The 19,546-nt window shown below is 64.8% G+C and carries 20 protein-coding genes; 14 read left to right on the forward strand and 6 right to left on the reverse strand.

Annotated elements, in window-relative coordinates; all coding sequences use genetic code 11:
- Positions 1-123: 123 nt before the first annotated feature.
- The 11 genes from VJS90_RS16355 to VJS90_RS16405 all read left to right on the forward strand — a co-directional run bounded on the left by VJS90_RS16355 (position 124) and on the right by VJS90_RS16405 (position 10,855).
- Positions 124-516 carry a DUF2946 domain-containing protein gene (locus VJS90_RS16355; protein ID WP_324122690.1) on the forward strand — a complete coding sequence of 131 codons (393 nt, stop codon included), beginning with the start codon at positions 124-126 and terminating at the stop codon, positions 514-516.
- A gap of 49 nt (positions 517-565) precedes the next feature.
- Positions 566-1,048: a copper chaperone PCu(A)C gene (locus VJS90_RS16360; RefSeq protein WP_324122691.1), complete on the forward strand. Its 483-nt coding sequence runs from the start codon at positions 566-568 to the stop codon at positions 1,046-1,048.
- Positions 1,049-1,068: 20 nt separating this feature from the next.
- Positions 1,069-1,539, forward strand: coding sequence for a DUF2946 domain-containing protein (locus VJS90_RS16365; protein WP_324122692.1), 471 nt, complete (start codon positions 1,069-1,071; stop codon positions 1,537-1,539).
- A gap of 111 nt (positions 1,540-1,650) precedes the next feature.
- Positions 1,651-3,015 (forward strand): PepSY domain-containing protein, encoded by a 1,365-nt coding sequence (locus VJS90_RS16370; RefSeq protein WP_324122693.1) that lies wholly within the window; start codon positions 1,651-1,653, stop codon positions 3,013-3,015.
- A gap of 120 nt (positions 3,016-3,135) precedes the next feature.
- Positions 3,136-4,542 carry a D-serine/D-alanine/glycine transporter gene (gene cycA / locus VJS90_RS16375; protein WP_324122694.1) on the forward strand — a complete coding sequence of 469 codons (1,407 nt, stop codon included), beginning with the start codon at positions 3,136-3,138 and terminating at the stop codon, positions 4,540-4,542.
- A gap of 180 nt (positions 4,543-4,722) precedes the next feature.
- Complete coding sequence (urtA, locus tag VJS90_RS16380) at positions 4,723-5,988, forward strand: urea ABC transporter substrate-binding protein (protein WP_324122695.1); 1,266 nt, start codon at positions 4,723-4,725, stop codon at positions 5,986-5,988.
- Between the two features lie 157 nt (positions 5,989-6,145).
- Positions 6,146-7,639 (forward strand): urea ABC transporter permease subunit UrtB, encoded by a 1,494-nt coding sequence (urtB, locus tag VJS90_RS16385; RefSeq protein ID WP_324122696.1) that lies wholly within the window; start codon positions 6,146-6,148, stop codon positions 7,637-7,639.
- Complete coding sequence (urtC, locus tag VJS90_RS16390) at positions 7,639-8,718, forward strand: urea ABC transporter permease subunit UrtC (protein WP_324122697.1); 1,080 nt, start codon at positions 7,639-7,641, stop codon at positions 8,716-8,718. The genes urtB and urtC overlap by 1 nt, the downstream gene beginning before the upstream one ends.
- Positions 8,715-9,587 carry an urea ABC transporter ATP-binding protein UrtD gene (urtD, locus tag VJS90_RS16395; protein ID WP_324122698.1) on the forward strand — a complete coding sequence of 291 codons (873 nt, stop codon included), beginning with the start codon at positions 8,715-8,717 and terminating at the stop codon, positions 9,585-9,587. The genes urtC and urtD overlap by 4 nt, the downstream gene beginning before the upstream one ends.
- Before the next feature lie 19 nt (positions 9,588-9,606).
- Positions 9,607-10,305 carry an urea ABC transporter ATP-binding subunit UrtE gene (gene urtE, locus VJS90_RS16400; protein ID WP_324122699.1) on the forward strand — a complete coding sequence of 233 codons (699 nt, stop codon included), beginning with the start codon at positions 9,607-9,609 and terminating at the stop codon, positions 10,303-10,305.
- 31 nt (positions 10,306-10,336) lie between these two features.
- Positions 10,337-10,855, forward strand: coding sequence for a GNAT family N-acetyltransferase (locus VJS90_RS16405; RefSeq protein ID WP_324122700.1), 519 nt, complete (start codon positions 10,337-10,339; stop codon positions 10,853-10,855).
- Between the two features lie 52 nt (positions 10,856-10,907).
- On the opposite strand, the gene VJS90_RS16410 is transcribed toward VJS90_RS16405, so the two are convergent.
- The gene (locus VJS90_RS16410; RefSeq protein WP_324122701.1) at positions 10,908-11,213 is read right to left on the reverse strand and encodes a chaperone modulator CbpM; all 306 of its coding nucleotides are present in this window, start codon (positions 11,211-11,213) and stop codon (positions 10,908-10,910) included.
- A 2-nt stretch (positions 11,214-11,215) separates the two neighbouring features.
- The gene (gene cbpA / locus VJS90_RS16415) at positions 11,216-12,163 is read right to left on the reverse strand and encodes a curved DNA-binding protein (RefSeq protein ID WP_324122702.1); all 948 of its coding nucleotides are present in this window, start codon (positions 12,161-12,163) and stop codon (positions 11,216-11,218) included.
- A 160-nt stretch (positions 12,164-12,323) separates the two neighbouring features.
- Here cbpA and VJS90_RS16420 point away from each other — a divergent pair, with 160 nt between their 5' ends.
- Entirely contained in the window at positions 12,324-13,595 is a 1,272-nt protein-coding gene (locus tag VJS90_RS16420) for an Hsp70 family protein (protein WP_324122703.1), read from the forward strand.
- 13 nt (positions 13,596-13,608) lie between these two features.
- Here VJS90_RS16420 and VJS90_RS16425 read toward each other — a convergent pair whose 3' ends face one another.
- The 3 genes from VJS90_RS16425 to VJS90_RS16435 form a co-directional block, all read right to left on the reverse strand.
- Complete coding sequence (locus VJS90_RS16425; protein ID WP_324122704.1) at positions 13,609-14,616, reverse strand: hypothetical protein; 1,008 nt, start codon at positions 14,614-14,616, stop codon at positions 13,609-13,611.
- A 103-nt stretch (positions 14,617-14,719) separates the two neighbouring features.
- On the reverse strand, positions 14,720-15,001 hold the full coding sequence (locus VJS90_RS16430) for a PsiF family protein (protein WP_324122705.1): 282 nt from the start codon (positions 14,999-15,001) through the stop codon (positions 14,720-14,722).
- Positions 15,002-15,103: 102 nt separating this feature from the next.
- Positions 15,104-15,994, reverse strand: coding sequence for a triacylglycerol lipase (locus VJS90_RS16435; RefSeq protein WP_324122706.1), 891 nt, complete (start codon positions 15,992-15,994; stop codon positions 15,104-15,106).
- 122 nt (positions 15,995-16,116) lie between these two features.
- On the opposite strand from VJS90_RS16435, the gene osmE reads away from it, so the two are divergent.
- The gene (gene osmE, locus VJS90_RS16440) at positions 16,117-16,458 is read left to right on the forward strand and encodes an osmotically-inducible lipoprotein OsmE (protein ID WP_158461070.1); all 342 of its coding nucleotides are present in this window, start codon (positions 16,117-16,119) and stop codon (positions 16,456-16,458) included.
- A 49-nt stretch (positions 16,459-16,507) separates the two neighbouring features.
- Positions 16,508-17,038 carry a ferritin-like domain-containing protein gene (locus VJS90_RS16445; RefSeq protein WP_324122707.1) on the forward strand — a complete coding sequence of 177 codons (531 nt, stop codon included), beginning with the start codon at positions 16,508-16,510 and terminating at the stop codon, positions 17,036-17,038.
- A 244-nt stretch (positions 17,039-17,282) separates the two neighbouring features.
- Here VJS90_RS16445 and VJS90_RS16450 read toward each other — a convergent pair whose 3' ends face one another.
- Complete coding sequence (locus tag VJS90_RS16450; RefSeq protein WP_324122708.1) at positions 17,283-19,346, reverse strand: AsmA family protein; 2,064 nt, start codon at positions 19,344-19,346, stop codon at positions 17,283-17,285.
- Positions 19,347-19,546: the final 200 nt, after the last annotated feature.

A 19,546-nucleotide genomic window follows, 5' to 3' on the forward strand; every position in this document is an offset into this window, starting at 1 on the left:
CCTGCCGGGCGAGGGTCAGGCAAGAGTCGAACGACAGCCCGATGCGGCACTTCACCGCACCCCGGCCATTTTTCCCTATACTGCGCGTTACAATACCGTCCTGATTCCTGACCGGATCTCTCCATGACCCCACATCGGCCTGCCCTGACTTGGATCGCCTGCCTTGCAGTGCTGTTCAACCTGCTGGCCATGCCGTTGTCGTCCGCCGCCCCCAAGGGTCCGGCCGAACAACTGCTGTGGGGTGCTTTCTGTTCGAGTGTTTCCGGCAAGGCCAAGGCTGAAATCATGGCCTTGGGCAAGCTGGACCTCGGCCAGCAAGGCGAAGACCATTCCAACATGGAGCACTGCTGGTGCTGCTCGGGCACCGCGCCCTCCCTGGCGCTGCCGGGGCACCTGCCGCAACTGACCCATCCACGTGCATTGGCAAGCGCCTGCGGGACACCCCTGCTCGCCTACCAGCCCACGCCGCGCCAGCAATGGCCGACCCTCAATCCCCGTGCCTCCCCGCTGGGCTGAGTTCACCGCGCCTGCCGTTGCGAACCTGAACAGAACCGGAGACACCACCATGCTCAAGCACATTTTGCTCCTGGCCGCCTTGCTGCTGCCCGGCGCCTTTGCCAATGCCCACGAATACACCAAGGGCGACCTGCATATCGCCCACCCGTGGTCGCTGGAACTGCCACCGAACGCGCCCAACGTCGCCGCCTACTTCGTGGTGCACAACAACGGCACGCAGGATGATCGCCTGCTCGGCGTCGACAGCCCGATCAGCGATGATGCGCAACTGCACGAACACATCACGACCGAAGCGGGCCTGATGAAAATGCGGCAGGTTCAGAACGTGGCCGTTCCCGCAGGCCGGGACCTCACGTTTGCCCCCAGCGCCTGGCACGTCATGCTGATGCAACCCAAGGACCGCAGCCTGCTCAGCGATGGCCAGCGTTTCCCGATGACCCTGCATTTCGAAAAGGCCGGTGACATCACGGTCAATGTCGTGGTGCAGAAGCAGCCACTGACGCAAGACCCGCACCAGGCCCACACGCACTGACCGTCTGAGCCGCGCTCGCCATGAGCACCCTGCGCAACCGGTTCGCCCGGCCCACCCGCCCTGATCATAGGCGCGTCGGTGGCGGCTGGCTGAGCCTGTTTGCCATGTGGATGATCTTCATCGGCCCGCTGGTGTCCCAGTCGATGCCGATGGAGCACCACGCCGGCATGCCGATGGACATGCCCATGGCCGCCGGGCATCACCAGGCCGAAGCCGGGCACCCTGGCCATGGCAACGATGGCCGGCTGCATGTGCTCTGGGAAAAGTGCGGCTATTGCAGCCTGCTGTTCAATTGCCCGGGCCTGCCCCAGGCACTCAGCCCGCTTAGCACCGGTGCGGTGCCGCAAGCCACGCTCGTCCCGCTGCCGACACGCCACGGCCATGCGCGCCAGGCGGTGTTTCCCGGCGCCCGCAGCCGCGCGCCGCCTTCCTCGATGAGGTCTGAAAACACATTGCATGCCCGGGACTCCCAAGTCTCGCGCCTTTCATGACTGCCAGGGCGCACGCCCTGGACCGAGGTTGACCGAGCCTGATCCATCATCCGCGCGCGTCCGGTGTTGGTGTCTGGCCCAGGTTGCCTTTCTGGCTGCACGGAGCGCTCCATGAGCAAACCTTCGATTTCCTTCTACAACCTGGCCTGGCGCTGGCACTTCTATGCCGGGCTGTTCGTTGCCCCGTTCATGATCCTGCTGGCCCTGACCGGGATCATCTATCTGTTCAAGCCGCAGCTCGACCCGCTGATGTACCGCGACCTGATGGTGGTCGAGGCGGGCCACCACCGCCAGAGCGCCGACAGCCTGCTGGCCGAGGTGCACCAGGCCTATCCCAAAGGCCACGTCGGCCAGTACCTGCCCCCCCTCGATGCCGGGCGCAGCGCGCAGTTCGTGGTGCATGACGGCGGGCGCGAGCTGAATGTGTTCGTCGATCCGTACAGTGGCAAGGTACTGGGCGAACAGGACAGCAAGTACAACCTGCAGGCCGTGGCCCGTGCGCTGCACGGTGAGCTGATGGTGGGTACCCTTGGCGATCGCCTGGTGGAGCTGGCGGCGGGCTGGGGCATCGTTCTGGTGATGTCCGGTCTCTACCTCTGGTGGCCGCGCGGGCGCAAGAGCGCCGGTGTGCTGTGGCCGCGCGTGACCGCGCGCGGGCGTGTGCTGTGGCGCGACCTGCATGCGGTCACCGGCTTCTGGGGCGCGGGCCTGCTGCTGTTGATGCTGCTCAGCGGCATGACCTGGACCGGCTTCTGGGGCAAGCAGTACGCCGACCTGTGGAACCGCTTTCCGGCCGCCATGTGGAACGACGTCCCGCAGTCGGACCAGCAGGCCCGCGAGCTCAACAGCGCGCACCGCCAGACCGTGCCCTGGGCCGTGGAGAACACCCCGATGCCGCAGTCTGGGGCGCATGCCGAGCATGCCGGGCACCACATGATGTCCAGCGCCCCGGCCGCGCCGCAGGTCAGCCTGCAGCAGGTCGAAGACGTCGCCACCGCGCGCAAGGTCGCGCCCGGCTACAGCATCACCCTGCCGACCACCGCCGAGGGCGTGTTCACCATTGCCGTGTTCGCCGATGATCCGCGCAACGACGCCACCCTGCATGTCGACCAGTACACCGGCCAGGTGCTGGCCGATGTGCGCTGGCAAAACTACAGCCCGGTCGCCCGCGCCACCGAGCTTGGCGTGATGCTGCATGAAGGCAAGATGTTCGGGGCGCTGAACCAGGTCATCATCCTCGCGATCTGCCTGATGATCCTGCTGAGTTCGGTGAGCGGCATCGTGATCTGGTGGAAACGCCGCCCGGCCGGCGAGCTGGGCGTGCCACCGTTGCGTCACGACCTGCCCCGCTGGAAGACCGCGACAGGGGTGATGATCGTGCTGGGGCTGGCGTTTCCGCTGGTCGGGGCATCGATGCTGGTGATGTGGGTGGTCGACAGCCTCGTGGTGCGCAGGGGCGTACTCGCACGCGCCTGAGCCCTGTCACAAGGGAAGGATTGTTTCCAATTGAGACGACGTGTCACGCCCCGCACCCTGGGGGGCGTGATAGCCTAGCCGGCTTTCACAAGAAGACTGACCCTCAATGGAATGCAGCCCATGACCCGGACCTCATCCGCGCCGCACGACGGCAATCACCTGCAACGCAACCTGACCAATCGCCATATCCAGCTGATCGCCATCGGTGGCGCCATCGGCACCGGCCTGTTCATGGGCTCGGGAAAGACCATCAGCCTGGCAGGTCCGTCGATCATCTTCGTCTACATGATCATCGGCTTCATGCTGTTCTTCGTCATGCGCGCCATGGGCGAACTGCTGCTGTCGAACTTGAACTACAAGTCGTTCATCGACTTCTCCGCCGATCTGCTCGGCCCCTGGGCAGGCTATTTCACCGGCTGGACCTACTGGTTCTGCTGGGTCATCACCGGCATCGCCGATGTGATCGCCATCGCTGCCTACACGCAGTTCTGGTTCCCCGACCTGCCTCAGTGGATACCTGCGCTGGCCTGCGTGGGCGTGCTGTTGTCGCTGAACCTGATCACCGTGAAAATGTTCGGCGAGATCGAGTTCTGGTTCGCGCTGATCAAGATCGTGGCAATTCTCGGCCTGGTCGCCACGGGTCTGTACATGGTCTTCAGCGGCTTCGAGTCGCCGGCCGGACGCACCGCGAGCCTGGCCAACCTGTGGAATGACGACGGCATGTTCCCCCACGGCCTGATGGGCTTTTTCGCAGGCTTCCAGATCGCCGTGTTCGCCTTCGTCGGCATCGAACTGGTCGGCACCACCGCCGCCGAAGCCAAGGACCCCGAGCGCACCCTGCCGCGGGCGATCAACTCGATCCCGATCCGCATCATCATGTTCTACGTGCTCGCGCTCGTCGCCATCATGGCCGTCACCCCGTGGCGCGACGTGGTGCCGGGCAAAAGCCCGTTCGTCGAGCTGTTCGTCCTGGCGGGCCTGCCGGCCGCGGCCAGCCTGATCAACTTCGTGGTGCTGACCTCGGCCGCCTCGTCGGCCAACAGCGGCGTATTCTCCACCAGCCGCATGCTCTACGGCCTGGCCCAGGAAGGCGACGCGCCGAAGGCCTTCGAGAGGCTGTCCAGCCGCCGCGTGCCGGCCAATGGCCTGTACTTCTCCTGCACCTGCCTGCTGCTGGGCGCCGCGATGATCTACGTGATCCCCAACCTGGTCGAAGCCTTCACGCTGGTGACGACCGTGTCGGCGATCCTGTTCATGTTCGTCTGGTCGATGATCCTGCTGTCGTACCTCAAGTACCGCAAGCAGCGCGCCGCCCTGCACCAGGCATCGACCTACAAGATGCCTGGCGGACGCTTCATGTGCCTGGTGTGCCTGGCCTTCTTCGGCTTCATCCTGGTGCTTCTGAGCCTTGAGGACGACACGCGCAAGGCGTTGATCGTCACCCCGGTGTGGTTCCTGCTGCTGGCCGTGACCTACCGGTACATGCGCCGTGCGCGCCTCCAGGCAATGCCCTCCCAGGCCGATTGAGCCTGCCGCAGGTTGCGCACCAGTACGGCGCAACCTGCATTCCCCTGTACACCATGGCGGTGCACTGACCGCCGGGTGATCCTCCAGAACATGCATGCTTGACCGTTCGGACAAGTCGGCACACCCCTTGCAAAGCCTCTCCTCGAGTCGCCAACACTCGAATAACAACGGAGAGAGCACATGAAGCGTCGCAGTCTGATCAAGGCCTTCACCTTAAGCGCAGGCCTGGCCGCCATGGGGATGAGCTGGACCCTGCAGGCCGCCGAGACCATCAAGGTCGGCATCCTGCATTCGCTGTCGGGCACCATGGCGATTTCCGAGACCTCACTCAAGGACATGGCGCTGATGACCATCGAGCAGATCAACGCCCAGGGCGGGGTCAACGGCAAGATGCTGGAACCGGTCGTCGTCGACCCGGCGTCGAACTGGCCGCTGTTCGCCGAGAAGAGCCGCCAGTTGCTGACCCAGGACAAGGTCGCGGTGGTGTTCGGCTGCTGGACCTCGGTGTCGCGCAAGTCGGTGCTGCCGGTGTTCGAGGAGCTCAACGGGCTGCTGTTCTACCCCGTGCAGTACGAGGGTGAGGAACTCTCGCCAAACGTGTTCTACACCGGCGCCGCGCCGAACCAGCAGGCCATCCCGGCGGTGGAATACCTGATGAGCGAAGACGGCGGCGGCGCCAAGCGCTACTTCCTGCTCGGCACCGACTACGTCTACCCGCGTACCACCAACAAGATCCTGCGCGCCTTCCTGCACAGCAAGGGCGTGGCCGACAAGGACATCGAAGAGGTGTACACGCCGTTCGGCCACAGCGATTACCAGACCATCGTCGCCAACATCAAGAAGTTCTCGGCGGGCGGCAAGACCGCGGTCATCTCCACGGTCAACGGCGACTCCAACGTGCCGTTCTACAAGGAGCTGGCCAACCAGGGCCTGAAAGCCACCGACGTGCCGGTGGTCGCCTTCTCCGTGGGTGAAGAGGAGCTGCGCGGCATCGACACCAAGCCCCTGGTCGGGCACCTGGCGGCGTGGAACTACTTCGAGTCGGTGGATAACCCGGTCAACCAGAAGTTCGTCGCGGACTGGAAAGCCTACGCCAAGGCCAAGAACCTGCCGGGCGCCGACAAGGCCGTGACCAACGACCCGATGGAGGCCACCTACGTCGGCATCCATATGTGGGCCCAGGCAGCGGAAAAAGCCAAGTCCACCGACGTCGACAAGGTGCGCGAGGCCCTGGCGGGCCAGAGTTTCAAGGCGCCCTCGGGCTACACCCTGACCATGGACAAGACCAATCACCACCTGCACAAGCCAGTGATGATCGGCGAGATCCAGGATGACGGGCAGTTCAGCGTGGTCTGGGAAACCGGGCAGCCGCTGCGCGCGCAGCCGTGGAGCCCGTTCATCCCGGGCAATGACAAGCGGCCGGATTATGCGGTGAAGGGGAATTGAGAAAGCGGGGCCATCTGTAGTGGCCCCTTCGCTGGCAAGCCAGCTCCCACAGGTCCGGTGTTGAACCCAAGGACGGCGCTGTATCTGTGAGAGCTGGCTTGCCAGCGAAGGGGGCCTGACAGACGACAACAATCCACCCCCCCGGCAGAGATTTCCCATGCCCAAAGCCCTCTACACCCTGCTCCTGCTACTCCTGCTCCCCCTGGCCGCCCACGCCAGCGAGGGCGAATTCTTCCTGTCCTCCAAACCGGCGGACCAGGCCCGCCTGCTCCAGGACTGGGCGGCGCAACCCGACCCGGCGCGCCTCACCCTGCTGGGCGAGCTCAAGCAAGGCCGCATCGCCGTCGACGACACGCGCAAGGTACGCTTGAACAACCGCCTGCGCGGCCTGATCGACAATGCCCTGGCCAGCCACCAGATGCTCAGCGACGATACCCGCGTACGCCTGTCGGCCGCCCAGCAGTTGCAACGAAGCGCGCAACCGGCCCAAGTCGCGTTCCTCGACCGCCGACTCGCGATCGAAGCCGATGCCGCCGTGCGCGCCGCGCTGAGCCTGGCCCTGGCCAATCTGCAACTGGCCGCCAGCGAGCCGTCCGTGCGCCTGGCCGCGGTGCGCCTGCTCGGTGAAACCGGCGATCCCCAGGCCCGCACCCGCCTGCAGGCCCTGCTCGAACCCGGCGCCGAAACCGACGCCGCCGTGCGCACCGCCGCCGAAACCAGCCTTGCCCAGGTCGAACACAAACTGTTCATCGGTGAACTGCTCGGCCAGGCCTTCAGCGGCCTGTCACTGGGCTCGATCCTGCTGCTGGCGGCGCTTGGCCTGGCGATCACCTTCGGCTTGCTGGGGGTGATCAACATGGCCCATGGCGAGATGCTGATGCTCGGCGCCTACAGCACCTACATGGTCCAGGTGCTGGTGCAGCGCCTGGCGCCCGACGCGATCGAGTTCTACCCGCTGATGGCCCTGCCGGTGGCCTTCGCCGTCAGCGCCGGGGTTGGCATGCTGCTGGAGCGCACCGTCATCCGGCACCTGTATGGCCGTCCGCTGGAAACCCTGCTGGCGACCTGGGGCATCAGCCTGATCCTGATCCAGGCGATTCGCCTGCTGTTCGGCGCGCAGAACGTCGAGGTCAGCAATCCGGGCTGGCTGTCCGGGGGGCTGCAGGTGCTGCCCAACCTGGTCCTGCCCTACAACCGCATGGTGATCATCGGCTTCGCCCTGGCGGTTGTGCTGCTCACCTGGCTGCTGCTCAACCGCACGCGGCTGGGCCTGAACGTGCGCGCCGTCACCCAGAACCGCAACATGGCGGCCTGCTGCGGCGTCAGCACCGGGCGCGTCGACATGCTTGCCTTCGGCCTGGGCTCCGGCATCGCCGGGCTCGGCGGCGTGGCGCTGAGCCAGGTCGGCAACGTCGGCCCGGACCTGGGCCAGAGCTACATCATCGACTCGTTCCTGGTGGTGGTGCTCGGCGGCGTCGGGCAACTGGCCGGCACCCTGTGGGCCGCCTTCGGCCTGGGTATCGCCAACAAGCTGCTGGAGCCGCAGATTGGTGCGGTGCTCGGCAAGATCCTCATCCTTGCGCTGATCATTCTGTTCATCCAGAAGCGTCCGCAAGGCCTGTTCGCCCTCAAGGGACGGGTAATCGACTGATGAACCAGCCTCTGCTTGTCACCGCCACCCAAAAAGCCGGCCCGCGCCTCACCCTGACGATCGGCGCTGTCATCGTCCTGGTGCTGCTGGCCCTGCCCTTGCTGTCACTGCTCCCGGCCGGGCACAGCCTGCAGGTCTCGGCCTATACCCTGACGCTGGTCGGCAAGATCCTTTGCTATGCCATCGTCGCCCTGGCCCTGGACCTGGTCTGGGGCTACGCCGGGCTGCTGTCGCTGGGCCATGGGCTGTTCTTTGCCCTGGGCGGCTATGCGATGGGCATGTACCTGATGCGCCAGGCCTCGGGCGACAGCCTGCCGGCATTCATGACCTTCCTGTCGTGGACCGAGTTGCCGTGGTACTGGGCTGGCACCCAGCATTTCGCCTGGGCCCTGTGCCTGGTGGTGCTCGCGCCTGGGCTGCTGGCGCTGGTGTTCGGCTGGTTCGCCTTCCGCTCGCGGATCAAGGGCGTGTACTTCTCGATCATGACCCAGGCCCTGACCTTCGCCGGCATGCTGTTGTTCTTCCGCAACGAAACAGGATTTGGCGGCAACAACGGCTTTACCAGTTTCCGCACCCTCCTGGGCTTCGACATCGCCTCGCAAGGCACGCGCGCGGTGCTGTTCCTGCTGACCGTGGCACTGCTGCTGGCCAGCCTGTACCTGGGCTGGTGCCTGGCGCGCAGCAAGTTCGGCCGGGTGCTCACCGCGCTGCGCGATGCCGAGAACCGCCTGATGTTCAGCGGCTACGACCCACGCGGCTTCAAGCTGCTCGTGTGGGTGCTGAGCGCCGTGCTGTGCGGCCTGGCCGGGGCGTTGTACGTGCCACAGGTGGGCATCATCAACCCGAGCGAGATGTCGCCGACCAACTCCATCGAAGCGGCCGTGTGGGTGGCGCTTGGCGGACGTGGAACCCTGATCGGGCCGCTGCTCGGCGCCGGCCTGGTCAACGGCATGAAGAGCTGGTTCACCGTGGCGTTTCCTGAGTTCTGGCTGTTCTTCCTGGGTGCGCTGTTCATCGTCGTGACCCTGTACCTGCCCAAAGGCGTGATCGGCCTGCTGAAAAAGAGGAACCACGCATGAGAAGCCTGCCCATCTCGCCGGTGCATCCGGAATTCATGCTCGAACCGCTGTTCTACCCTACCGACCTCGAGGGTTCCGGCCGCGACGCGATCGGCCTCGGTCAGCGGCGCAAGCCCGGTCTGAACGTTCGCCATGGCACCGTGCTGACGCTGGAGGACATCAACGTCAGTTTCGACGGTTTCAAGGCCATCAATGGCCTGAACCTGTACATCGGCGTGGGCGAGCTGCGCTGCATCATCGGCCCCAATGGTGCCGGCAAGACCACCTTGATGGACGTGATCACCGGCAAGACGCGCCCCGACAGCGGCAGCGCCTGGTTTGGCGAAACCCTCGACCTGACCCGCATGAGCGAGGTGCAGATCGCCCAGGCCGGCATCGGCCGCAAGTTCCAGAAGCCCACGGTGTTCGAGGCGCTGACGGTCTTCGAGAATCTTGAGCTGGCGCAGAAGACCGACAAGTCGGTGTGGGCCTGCTTGCTGGCGCGGCTCGATGACGAGCAGCGTCAGCGCATCGACGAGGTCATGCACACCCTGCGGCTGCAGGCGTTGGCGCACCGCCCGGCGGGCCTGCTCTCGCACGGACAGAAGCAGTTCCTGGAGATCGGCATGCTGCTGATGCAGGACCCGCAACTGCTGCTGCTCGACGAACCGGTGGCAGGCATGACCGATGCCGAGACCGAGTTTACCGCCGAGCTGTTCAAGGGCCTGGCTGGCAAGCACTCGCTGATGGTGGTCGAGCACGACATGGGGTTTGTCGGCAGCATCGCCGACCACGTGACCGTGCTGCACCAAGGCAGCGTGCTGGCCGAAGGGTCGCTCGCGCAGGTGCAGGAGGATGAGCGGGTGATCGAAGTCTATCTGGGCCGCTAGGCATTCAAGGAAAATCCCCATGCTGAAAATCGACACCCTGCACCAATACTACGGCGGCAGCCATATCCTGCGCGGCCTGTCCTTCGAGGCCAAGGTCGGCGAAGTCACCTGCCTGCTCGGGCGCAACGGCGTGGGCAAGACCACCCTGTTGCGCTGCCTGATGGGCCTGCTGCCCGCGCGCGAAGGCAGCGTGCACTGGGAAGGCAGGGCGATCACCACGCTCAAGCCCCAGCAGCGGGTGCACGCCGGGATCGCCTATGTGCCCCAGGGCCGCGAAATCTTCCCGCGCCTGACCGTCGAGGAGAACCTGCTGATGGGCCTGTCGCGTTTCAAGGCGCGAGATGCCCGCGAAGTGCCAGCGTTCATCTACGAGCTGTTCCCGGTACTGGAACAGATGAAGCATCGCCGTGGCGGCGACCTGTCGGGCGGGCAGCAGCAACAGCTGGCCATCGGCCGCGCCCTGGCCAGCCGCCCGCGCCTGCTGATTCTCGATGAGCCCACCGAAGGCATCCAGCCTTCGGTGATCAAGGAGATCGGCGCGGTGATTCGCAAGCTCGCGGCCCAAGGCGACATGGCCATCCTGCTGGTCGAGCAGTTCTACGACTTTGCCGAGGAACTGGCCGACCAGTACCTGGTGATGTCGCGCGGCGAAATCGTCCAGCGCGGACGCGGCGAAAACATGCAGGCCGAAGGTGTGCGCGGGCTGGTAACCATTTAACCTGCGGCCAGTCCCCTAGCGAGAAGCAGTCATGAGTCAATCGATCCGCGATGCCCTGCCCCAGGATCTGCCGGGCATCCTCGACATCTACAACGACGCCGTGCTCAACACCACGGCGATCTGGAACGAAAAACCGGTCGACCTGGCCAACCGCCAGGCCTGGTTCGAGGCGCGCCAGCAGCAGGGTTACCCGATCCTGGTGGCGGCGGATGACAGCGGGGTGCTTGGCTACGCCTCGTTCGGCGACTGGCGGCCGTTCGAAGGCTTTCGGTACAGCGTCGAGCACTCGGTGTACATTCGCGGTGACCAGCGCGGCAAGGGCCTGGGGCCGGTATTGATGGCGGCCTTGATCGAGCGGGCGAAGGCATGCGGCAAGCATGTGATGGTTGCCGCCATCGAGAGCGGCAACGCAGCGTCGATCCGCCTGCATGAGCGGCAAGGATTCGTGGTGACCGGGCAGATGCCGCAGGTGGGGGTGAAGTTCGGGAAGTGGCTGGACCTGACATTCATGCAACTGATGCTGAACCCCGGGGCCAAGCCCGGGCAATAGCAGCCGATCACAGGACCAGCCCGCCCCCACAGGATGGACCGGCCCTGAAAAGTCAGGTCTGGATGAACCTGCCCAGGCGCTGCCTGAGCATCACGTTCTCGCTGCGCAGGTGCTGCACCTCGTCCAGCAGTTCCAGCGCCAGCGCCACGCCTTCCCACTCGAGCTCAAGCTCCTGGTGAAGCTTGGCCGCGCGCTTGAGCAGCACCGGAGCCTGATCGTCGAACAACCAGTCCTCCGGGGTTCGCCCCAACGGTTCGACGATGCCGTGCTCAACGATCTCGATCACGCAGTCCGCCGTGAGATCGGCTTCCTGGCAGAGGGTTCGCATGTCCAGCTGAACGATCAGGGTGCTGCTCATGGTCAACTACTCCATTGAGTCCTCGGATTGAAAGCTGCTTGCTCCGCCAGCCGGTTCCACAGCTCGCGCGTGGCGGCGTCGGACAGGCTGGGCATGACCACCTTGAGCTGGGCATACAGGTCGCCGCGCTGGCCCTGCTTGTTGGCCAGCCCCATGCCCTTGACGCGCAGGCGCTGGCCGCTCTGGCTGTCAGGACGAATGGTCAGGTTGATCTTGCCGGTGAGGGTCGGCACCGCCACCTTGGTGCCCAGTGCCGCCTCCCAGGGCGCCAGGGGCACGGTGATGATCAGGTCGTGTCCTTCGACGTCGAACAGCGGATGCGGTGCCATGCGGATGGTCAGGAACAGGTCGCCATTGGCGCCGCCGCCCGCGCCCGGGGCGCCCTGGCCCTTGAGGCGGATGCGCTCGCCATCGCTGACCCCGGCCGGGATCTTCACGTTCAGCGTCTTGGTGGTGTGACCGGTGCGCTGGCCGCTGCCGTTGTACTGCGGCACCTGGAAGCTGATCTTCTTCGACTCGGTGCTCAGCGTCTCTTCAAGGAAGATCGCCAGTTCCATTTCCACGTCCTGCCCTCGCCTGCCCGTGCTGCGTTGCTGACCACGACCAAAGGGGCTGCCGCCACGGGCACCGAAGATCGAACTGAAAAAGTCTGAAAAATCGCCATTCTCGAAGCCACCACCCCCAGCGCCACGGCTTTCCCAGCCCGGCGGCCCCTGGAACGGCCGCCCGTGCTGGCCGTATTTGCGAATCTGGTCATATTCGGCGCGTTTGTCAGGGTTGCTCAAGGCCTCATAGGCCTCGTTGGCTTCCTTGAACTTGTCCTCGGCGTCACGCTCCTTGCTGACGTCAGGGTGATACTTGCGGGCAAGCTTGCGGTACGCGGCTTTGATCGCCTTGTCATCCGCCGTCGGCTCCACGCCCAGTATCTTGTAATAGTCTTTGAAGTCCATCTACGCCATCACCGTCAAAATGTTCACTGCATCAGAAGATAGGGACCAAGCATAGCCGTTCAAGGTGTCCTTGGCTTCGCCACACGCAGACAATCGGTCTTGCTTCTGCTGGCCACTGGCATAAAATGCGCGGCCGTTTTGCCTCCGGAAGCTTTTCGTAATGTCTGACGTATCCCCGGCCCGCGCCTGCGGCATCGACTTCGGCACCTCCAACTCCACGGTCGGCTGGCACCGCCCGGGGGTCGAGTCGCTGATCGCCCTGGAAGACGGCAAGATCACCCTGCCCTCGGTGGTCTTCTTCAATATCGAAGAGCGCCGGCCGGCCTATGGCCGCATGGCCCTGAACGAGTATCTGGAAGGCTACGAAGGCCGTCTGATGCGCTCGCTCAAGAGCCTGCTGGGCTCCAAGCTGATCAAGCATGACACCAGCGTGCTGGGCACCGCCCTGCCGTTCAAGGACCTGCTGGGGATGTTCATCAGCGAGCTGAAGAACCGTGCCGAAGCCAACTCGGGCCGCAGCTTCGACGAGGTGGTGCTAGGCCGGCCCGTGTTCTTCGTCGACGACGATCCAGCCGCCGACCAGGAGGCCGAGAACACCTTGGCCGAGGTCGCCCGCAAGATCGGCTTCAAGGACGTCTCCTTCCAGTACGAGCCCATCGCCGCGGCCTTCGACTATGAGTCGGGCATTGATCGTGAAGAGCTGGTGCTGATTGTCGATATCGGCGGGGGTACCTCGGACTTTTCCCTGGTGCGTCTGGCACCGGAGCGCCATCTGGTTGATGACCGCCATGGCGACATCCTCGCCACCGGCGGCGTGCACATCGGCGGGACCGACTTTGACAAGCAGCTCAGCCTGCAAGGCGTGATGCCGTTGTTCGGCTACGGCAGCCGGATGAAGAGCCAGGCGCTGATGCCGACCAGCTATCACCTGAACCTCGCCACCTGGCACACCATCAACTCGGTGTACTCGCAGAAATCCCAGCTGGCGCTGGGCAGCATGCGCTACGACATCGAGGACACCTTGGGCATCGATCGCCTGTTCAAGCTGATCGACCAGCGCGCCGGGCACTGGCTGGCGATGGAAGTGGAAGCGAGCAAGATCGAGCTGACCGAAGCGGACAGCCGTAAGGTGGACCTTGGGCGCATCGAGCCTGCCCTTGCCGTCGACCTGACCCGCGCGGTCTTCGAAGAGGCCATCGACAGCCTGCTCGAGCGTGTCCGCGGCAGCGTCACCGAGCTGCTGGCCAAGGCGGGCGTGGGCGTCGCCCAAGTCGACACGGTGTTCTTCACCGGTGGCTCCAGCGGCATCCCCGCCCTGCGCCAGAGCGTCGCGGCCATGCTGCCTAACGCCCGCCATGTCGAAGGCAACATTTTCGGCAGCATCGGCAGCGGCCTGGCGATCGAAGCGCGCAAGCGCTACGGCGTGGTCTGAGGCGCGAAAGCGCCTACACCAGTTCCACCCGCCGCAACTCGCTCTTCAGGTACGCGTAGTAGATCGGTCCTGCCACCACCCCCGGCAGGCCGAACGCGGCCTCGAACACCAGCATCGCCAGCAGCAGCTCCCAAGACTTGGCGCTGATCTGCCCGCCGACGATCCGCGCGTTGAGGAAATACTCGACCTTGTGGATGACAATCAGGTAGCCCAGCGCGGCAACCGCCACCCAGATCGACATCGACAGCCCGACGATGGTGATCAGGGTGTTGGAGATCAGGTTGCCGATCACCGGCAACAGGCCGAGCAGGAAGGTCAGGACGATAAGCGTCTTGGTCAGCGGCAGGTGGACATCGAACAGCGGGAAGATCACCGCCAGGAAGATACCGGTGAAGAAGGTGTTGAGCAGCGAGATCTTGATCTGCGCGAAGACGATGTTGCGAAAGGCCTTGACCAGCAGGTTCAGGCGGTCGAACAAGGCCGCTGCCAGGGGCTTGCGCCGGGTGACATCGGGAATCCGCTGCAGGGCGACGATGGCGCCGAGGATCATGCCGATCAGCAAGGTCACGAACATGTGCGCCGCGCCCTTGCCCACCAGTTGCAGCTCGCCCAGATGTGTCTTGAGCCAGTCGCCGATGGCCACCTTGAACTCCGCCGCGCTGGCCGGCAGGTAAGCGTCGATGAACGGCGGCAACTGGCTGCGCGCCTGATCGACGAGAATCATGAAACGGTCCAGCGAGGCACCAGGGTTTTCCGCCTCGTGCAGCAGGAAGCTGAACGCGCCGGCAAACAGCAAGGTCAGGGTGCTGACCACCAGCGTGCCGAGCAAGGCCACCGCCAGCCAGCGGGCGCGCTGCCCGGCGATCAGCGGTTGCAGGCGTGGGGTAAGCATGTTGACCAGCTCGAACACCAGCAACCCGGCGAGCAGGCTGGGCAGCAGCTTGAGTGGCAAGGCCAGCAGCAGGCCGGTGAATACGATGATCCAGCTGGCCAGGGTGATCTGGCGGGCAGTGAAGGTCATACAACCTCGGAAGGCAACTGCGGAAAAGGCGCAGTCTGCCAGCCTTCAGGAGGCAGGCATAGGGGCTTGCCAGCAGTCAGCCAGCACGCCGCTCACCGCTGGATCATTTGTTCTTGAGGCATTCGCTCATGTAGACCTTGCGCTCATCACCCTTGAGCGCCTTGGTGGTGGCATCGGCGTTGCATTTTTTCATGCGTTCCTGCGAGGTCATGGGCTTGGCCTTGAGGCAGGTGCTCATGTACGCCTTGCGCTCATCGCCCTTGAGGGCCTTGGTCGTGGCCTCGGCGTTGCAGCCGGCCATTTTTTCCTGCTGGGTGTTGGCGGCAAATCCTTGCGCACTGATCAACAGGCCTGCCAGCAGCAGCGACACACGCGCCATCTTCATGGAGTTGTCTCCTTGTCTGCGCGCCGGGTGCGCGTAGTGGCCTGAGTGTAGACAACACCGCTGACACCGGCCGAATCTACGCAGTCCAAAAGCCGCAAAATCCTACAGCCCCACGGCCTTCAGCCTGGCCGCATGCTCGGTGAACAGCCGCACCGGCTCGGCGCCCTTGCCCACAGCGCCGAGCGACTGGTTGACGATATCCAGGTGGTCCAGCGGGTAGTCGTCGCCGATCACCTGGCCCAGGTGCGAGCTGAAACGCCCGACCAAGCCGTCGCATTGGCCGGGTTCCTTGACGAAGGTGCGGGCGAACAGGCGACAGAAGCGATTGCTGCCGTCGAAGCGGTTGCGGCCCCGGTCGGTAAGCCCTGGCTGCAAGGTGCCAGACCATGAGTAGTAGCGCACGCCGTTGACTTGCGGCGGTCCCTCCCCGCCCCAGGCAGTCGGCAGCCCCTGGGGATAAGCCTGGTTGAACAGGGCCGCCCCGGCGCTGGTGAGCGCCTGGTGCGAAGCGTGCACATCGATCGGCAGCCGCTCGCGGCGCCAGCCGGTTTCCAGCCAGGCCATCACCACAGCCAGCGCGTAGAGCAGCGCTTTGAGCACACGGCCTTGCGGGGAGTCACCTGGCGCCTTGCGTTCCAGGTAGTCGGCCAGCTCCGAGCCGTGGTTCGGGCCGGCGATGGAGGTGACCGAGGCGACCCGGTCCGGGCGCTTGGCCGCGGCGTAGCGAGCGGTCAGTGCGCCCTGGCTGTGGCCGAGCAGGTTGACCCGCGCCGCGCCGGTGCGCTGGCAGATGTCCTCGATGATCGCCAGTAACTGTTCGCCGCGCACCGCCTCGCCGTGCAGCGGCGAAACCTGCACCGGAAACACCTGCGCCCCGCCGCGGCGCAGGGCCGGGACGATGCCGAACCAGTAGGGATACAGCACCAGGCGCACGAAACCGAGCATGCCCGGCACCAGCACCAGTGGATAACGCGTGGCCAGATCCGTGTTCATCGCTGCTCTTCCCGCCCAGTGGCCAGTCGCCAACATTACGGGCGCAAGCGGACGACCGCAATCGAACTCCTGGCGCCGCGTGCGGTTCCAATCTGAACGAACCCTGAGCAAGGAGCGGGACCATGTACAAGCAGACCCTGGCAATCCTTCTGGCCAGCGCCACCCTCGCCGCCTGTGGCAGCCGTCCGGAAAACCCGGTGGACTACGTCACCTACCGTGACCAGCCGCTGGTCAAGCAGGTCGAGCACGGCATGACCATGCAGAAAGTCATCGCCATTGGCGGCAGCCCGTCCTTTGTGATCGACCTGCCGAACGGGGGCACCTGCAACGACTACATTCTCAACCGCGACGGCAAGCAGCAGCCTTACTACGTGCGTTTCGACGCTACAGGCCACGTCGATGCGAAGGGCTTCAAGACCTGCAAACAACGCGAAGAAGACCGGCAAGCCGCCCCCGGCGCCTGATCCTCTCGAACCACCGTGATTATCCAACCTGATTGCCTGGAGACAGCACATGAGCAATGTTGAACTGACCGACGTACAAACCCTGCGCGCCCGTGCGCGCCAGCACGTCGAGCAAGGCGCCGTGACCGAAGGCTACACCGCCGACCGTCAGCAGATCCTGCGTCTTCTGAACGAATCGCTGGCCACCGAGCTGGTCTGCACCCTGCGCTACAAGCGCCATTACTTCATGGCCAGCGGTATCAAGGCCAGCGTTGCGGCCGACGAGTTCCTTGAGCACGCGAACCAGGAAATGGAGCATGCCGACCGCCTGGCCGAGCGTATCGTGCAACTGGGTGGCGAGCCGGACTTCAACCCTGACAACCTGAGCCGCAACTCGCACGCCCAGTACGTGGCGGGTGCCACTCTCAAGGAGATGGTGCTGGAAGACCTGGTGGCCGAGCGGATCGCGATCGACAGCTACCGCGAGATCATCCGCTACATCGGCGAGCAGGACCCCACCACGCGGCGTATCTTCGAAGATATCCTGGCGCAGGAAGAAGAGCATGCCGATGACATGGCGGACTTGCTGCAGGGGCTGTGACCGGACCTGAGGTTTCGCCAGAAAAAGGCCAGCATCGCTGGCCTTTTTCATGGGCGTCACTACTTGCCCGAAGCCTCTCTGCTGGCGCAGCCGCGCAGCTGCGTCTGGGACTGCGAAGCAGTCCCTTGTGGGAGCGCGCCTTGTGCCGCGATCGAGGGCGTAGCCCTCGCTGGGGCGCAGGGTTACCGTGTTGCGCGGTGGTGGCAGGAAGCACCGAGTGCAGCCAGTTACCCTTGAATCCCTTCTACGGCTTCGCCTTGACCTCCCGAGGCGCCTGGCCAGCCTTCATCCGCTGCAACAGCGGCGTGCACTGGTTGGGCTCGCCGCCACTGGGCGCGATCAGCGCCAGCAGCCCGGCGGCCGGGCCTACGGTGACCCCCAGCGCGACCATGCCAGCCCCGCGCAATGCCAGGGGCACGGCCTGCACGCCCGCGCTCGGCTTGGCGAAGGTGCCCCGCACGTAGAGCGGCGAGCGCAGCGAGAACAGCCTTACCCCCTTGGACTCAGGCGCGATCTTCAGGTCCAGTTTCTCGCTGGCGAAGTTGGCGGTGCCGTTGACATGGATGATGGCGTTCTCGGTATCGAACAGAAACAGCCGCGTCGTCGCCAGCCCATCCTTGATCCCGACATCGGCCGCCGCGCAGTTGATCTTCACCTCTTCATCACCGAACAGCTTGTCGACCACGTAGTTGCCCACGTTGAGGCCGGCGATCTCCATCAGGCTGCCGCTGATCGCGCCATCGTTGATCAGCAGGCGCAACTCGCCGCTGGAGGTACCGAGCAGCGCCGCGACCGAGTTGCCGCGGCCTGTGAGGTCGGCGTCGCCGTTGAGCTCGCCAAAGCTGGTCTGCATGGGGGCGAAGGTGGGGAACAGCTGCTTGAGCTTGAAACCGCGGGCGGTGAGCTGCGCGCGGCCCTGCAAGGGCACGCTGCGACCGTCCAGGCGGATCCTCGCGTCGAGGTTGCCACCCGCCACGCCAAAGCGCAGAGGCGCCAGGCGCAGAAGACCATCTTCAAGCAGCACATGGGCAGACAGGTCGTTGAACGGCAAGTCCTCGCTATGGACGATGCGCTTGCCACTGAAGGTGACATCGGCATCCATGGCGCGCCAGCGTTCGGTGCGGAATTCCTCGACCGGCAGCACCTTGTCGGTGGGCTGCTTGCTGGCACCCCCACGGGCCTTCTGCTCGGCGTTGGAATCCGCGCCGATCAGCGGGGCCAGGTCCTTGAACAGCAACTGGTTGGAGACCAGCTTGCCGGTCAGCTTGGGGCGGGGCTGGCTGGAGACGAACGCCAGGTCGCCATGGATATCGCTGTCGCCGATCTTGCCGTTGAACCCCTCGTAGCGGAAGGTCGCGCCCTTCGGATCCTGCAGGTTGGCCAGCAGGTGACCGTCGGTTGAATAGGCCGGCGAGTCAGGCAGTGTCACGCCGGTCAGCGGATAAAGATTGCCCAGGCTTGCACCCGACAGGCGCAGGCGTAGGTCGAGGGCGCCGAGGTTGCGCGGGTCGGTCAGGGTGCCGGCCAGCACCACATGGGTGTCGGCGATGCGCACGTCGGCCTGCAGGGGGAAGGGCTGGGTGGCATCCTGCAGCGCCAGCAAGCCGCCGATCTTGCCGTTGCCCGAAAGCGGCTGGCCCTTGTAGCGACCCTCGAATTTCAACCCAAAGGCATAATCCTGGGCGCCGCCGGCCTTCTCCGCGCTGGCCTTGCCGACGATCTCGCTGAACGGGATCGGCTTGCCGAGCGGGTCGATCTGCACCTTGACGCTGCTCTTGAGAGTCTGGTCGTCGAAGCTGACATTGCCCTGATCGAAACCGATGGCGCCAATGTCCAGCACCCATTTCGAGGGCTCGGCGTTTTCATCCTTGGGCCCGAAGTCGAAATTCCAGTTGGCCCGGCCATCCGCCAGGCGGGTCAGGCTGGCCGTGGGCTTGGTCAGGTCGATGCGCGGGATGACGATCTGCTGCAGCAGCAGCGGCAACGGCGACAGACGAAACTCGACATGCTCAAGGCCAACCATCTGCGGCTCCTTGAGCCAGTCAGGGTTGCCCAGGGTCAAGTCGTCGGCCAGGAAACGCGGCCATGGCACCCAGGCCCGCCACCCGCCTTCCTCGGGCTCGCGCTGCCATTTGACGTCGAGGTTGCCGTTGATGGCGAATGGCCGGTTCAAGGCCTCGGAGACCTTCTCGTTGAGGATCGGCTTCACGCGGTTCCAGTCGAACGTGGCGATGACGACCACCAGCACGGCCACCAGCACGAGCAGGGTGGCGAGGATCCAGGAAATGATTCTGGCGGGGCGCGTCATTGCGTGGTTCTCCTGATGACAGCAAGGTTCTGGCGCGGGCCGACGTGGCACACAATAAGTCGGACTGATGAAAGCCCGCAGGGTTTAGTCGGCGGGCATCATAAGGGGATTTTTATTGCGCCGTGCCCTTGGCAAACGCCCGCGGATACGGCGCCAGAGCGTCTGAGAGCCAATATCAATAGCGTCGATGGTTACCATTA

The organism is Pseudomonas sp., from assembly GCF_035277045.1.
In the GTDB taxonomy this organism is placed as follows: Bacteria; Pseudomonadota; Gammaproteobacteria; order Pseudomonadales; family Pseudomonadaceae; genus Aquipseudomonas.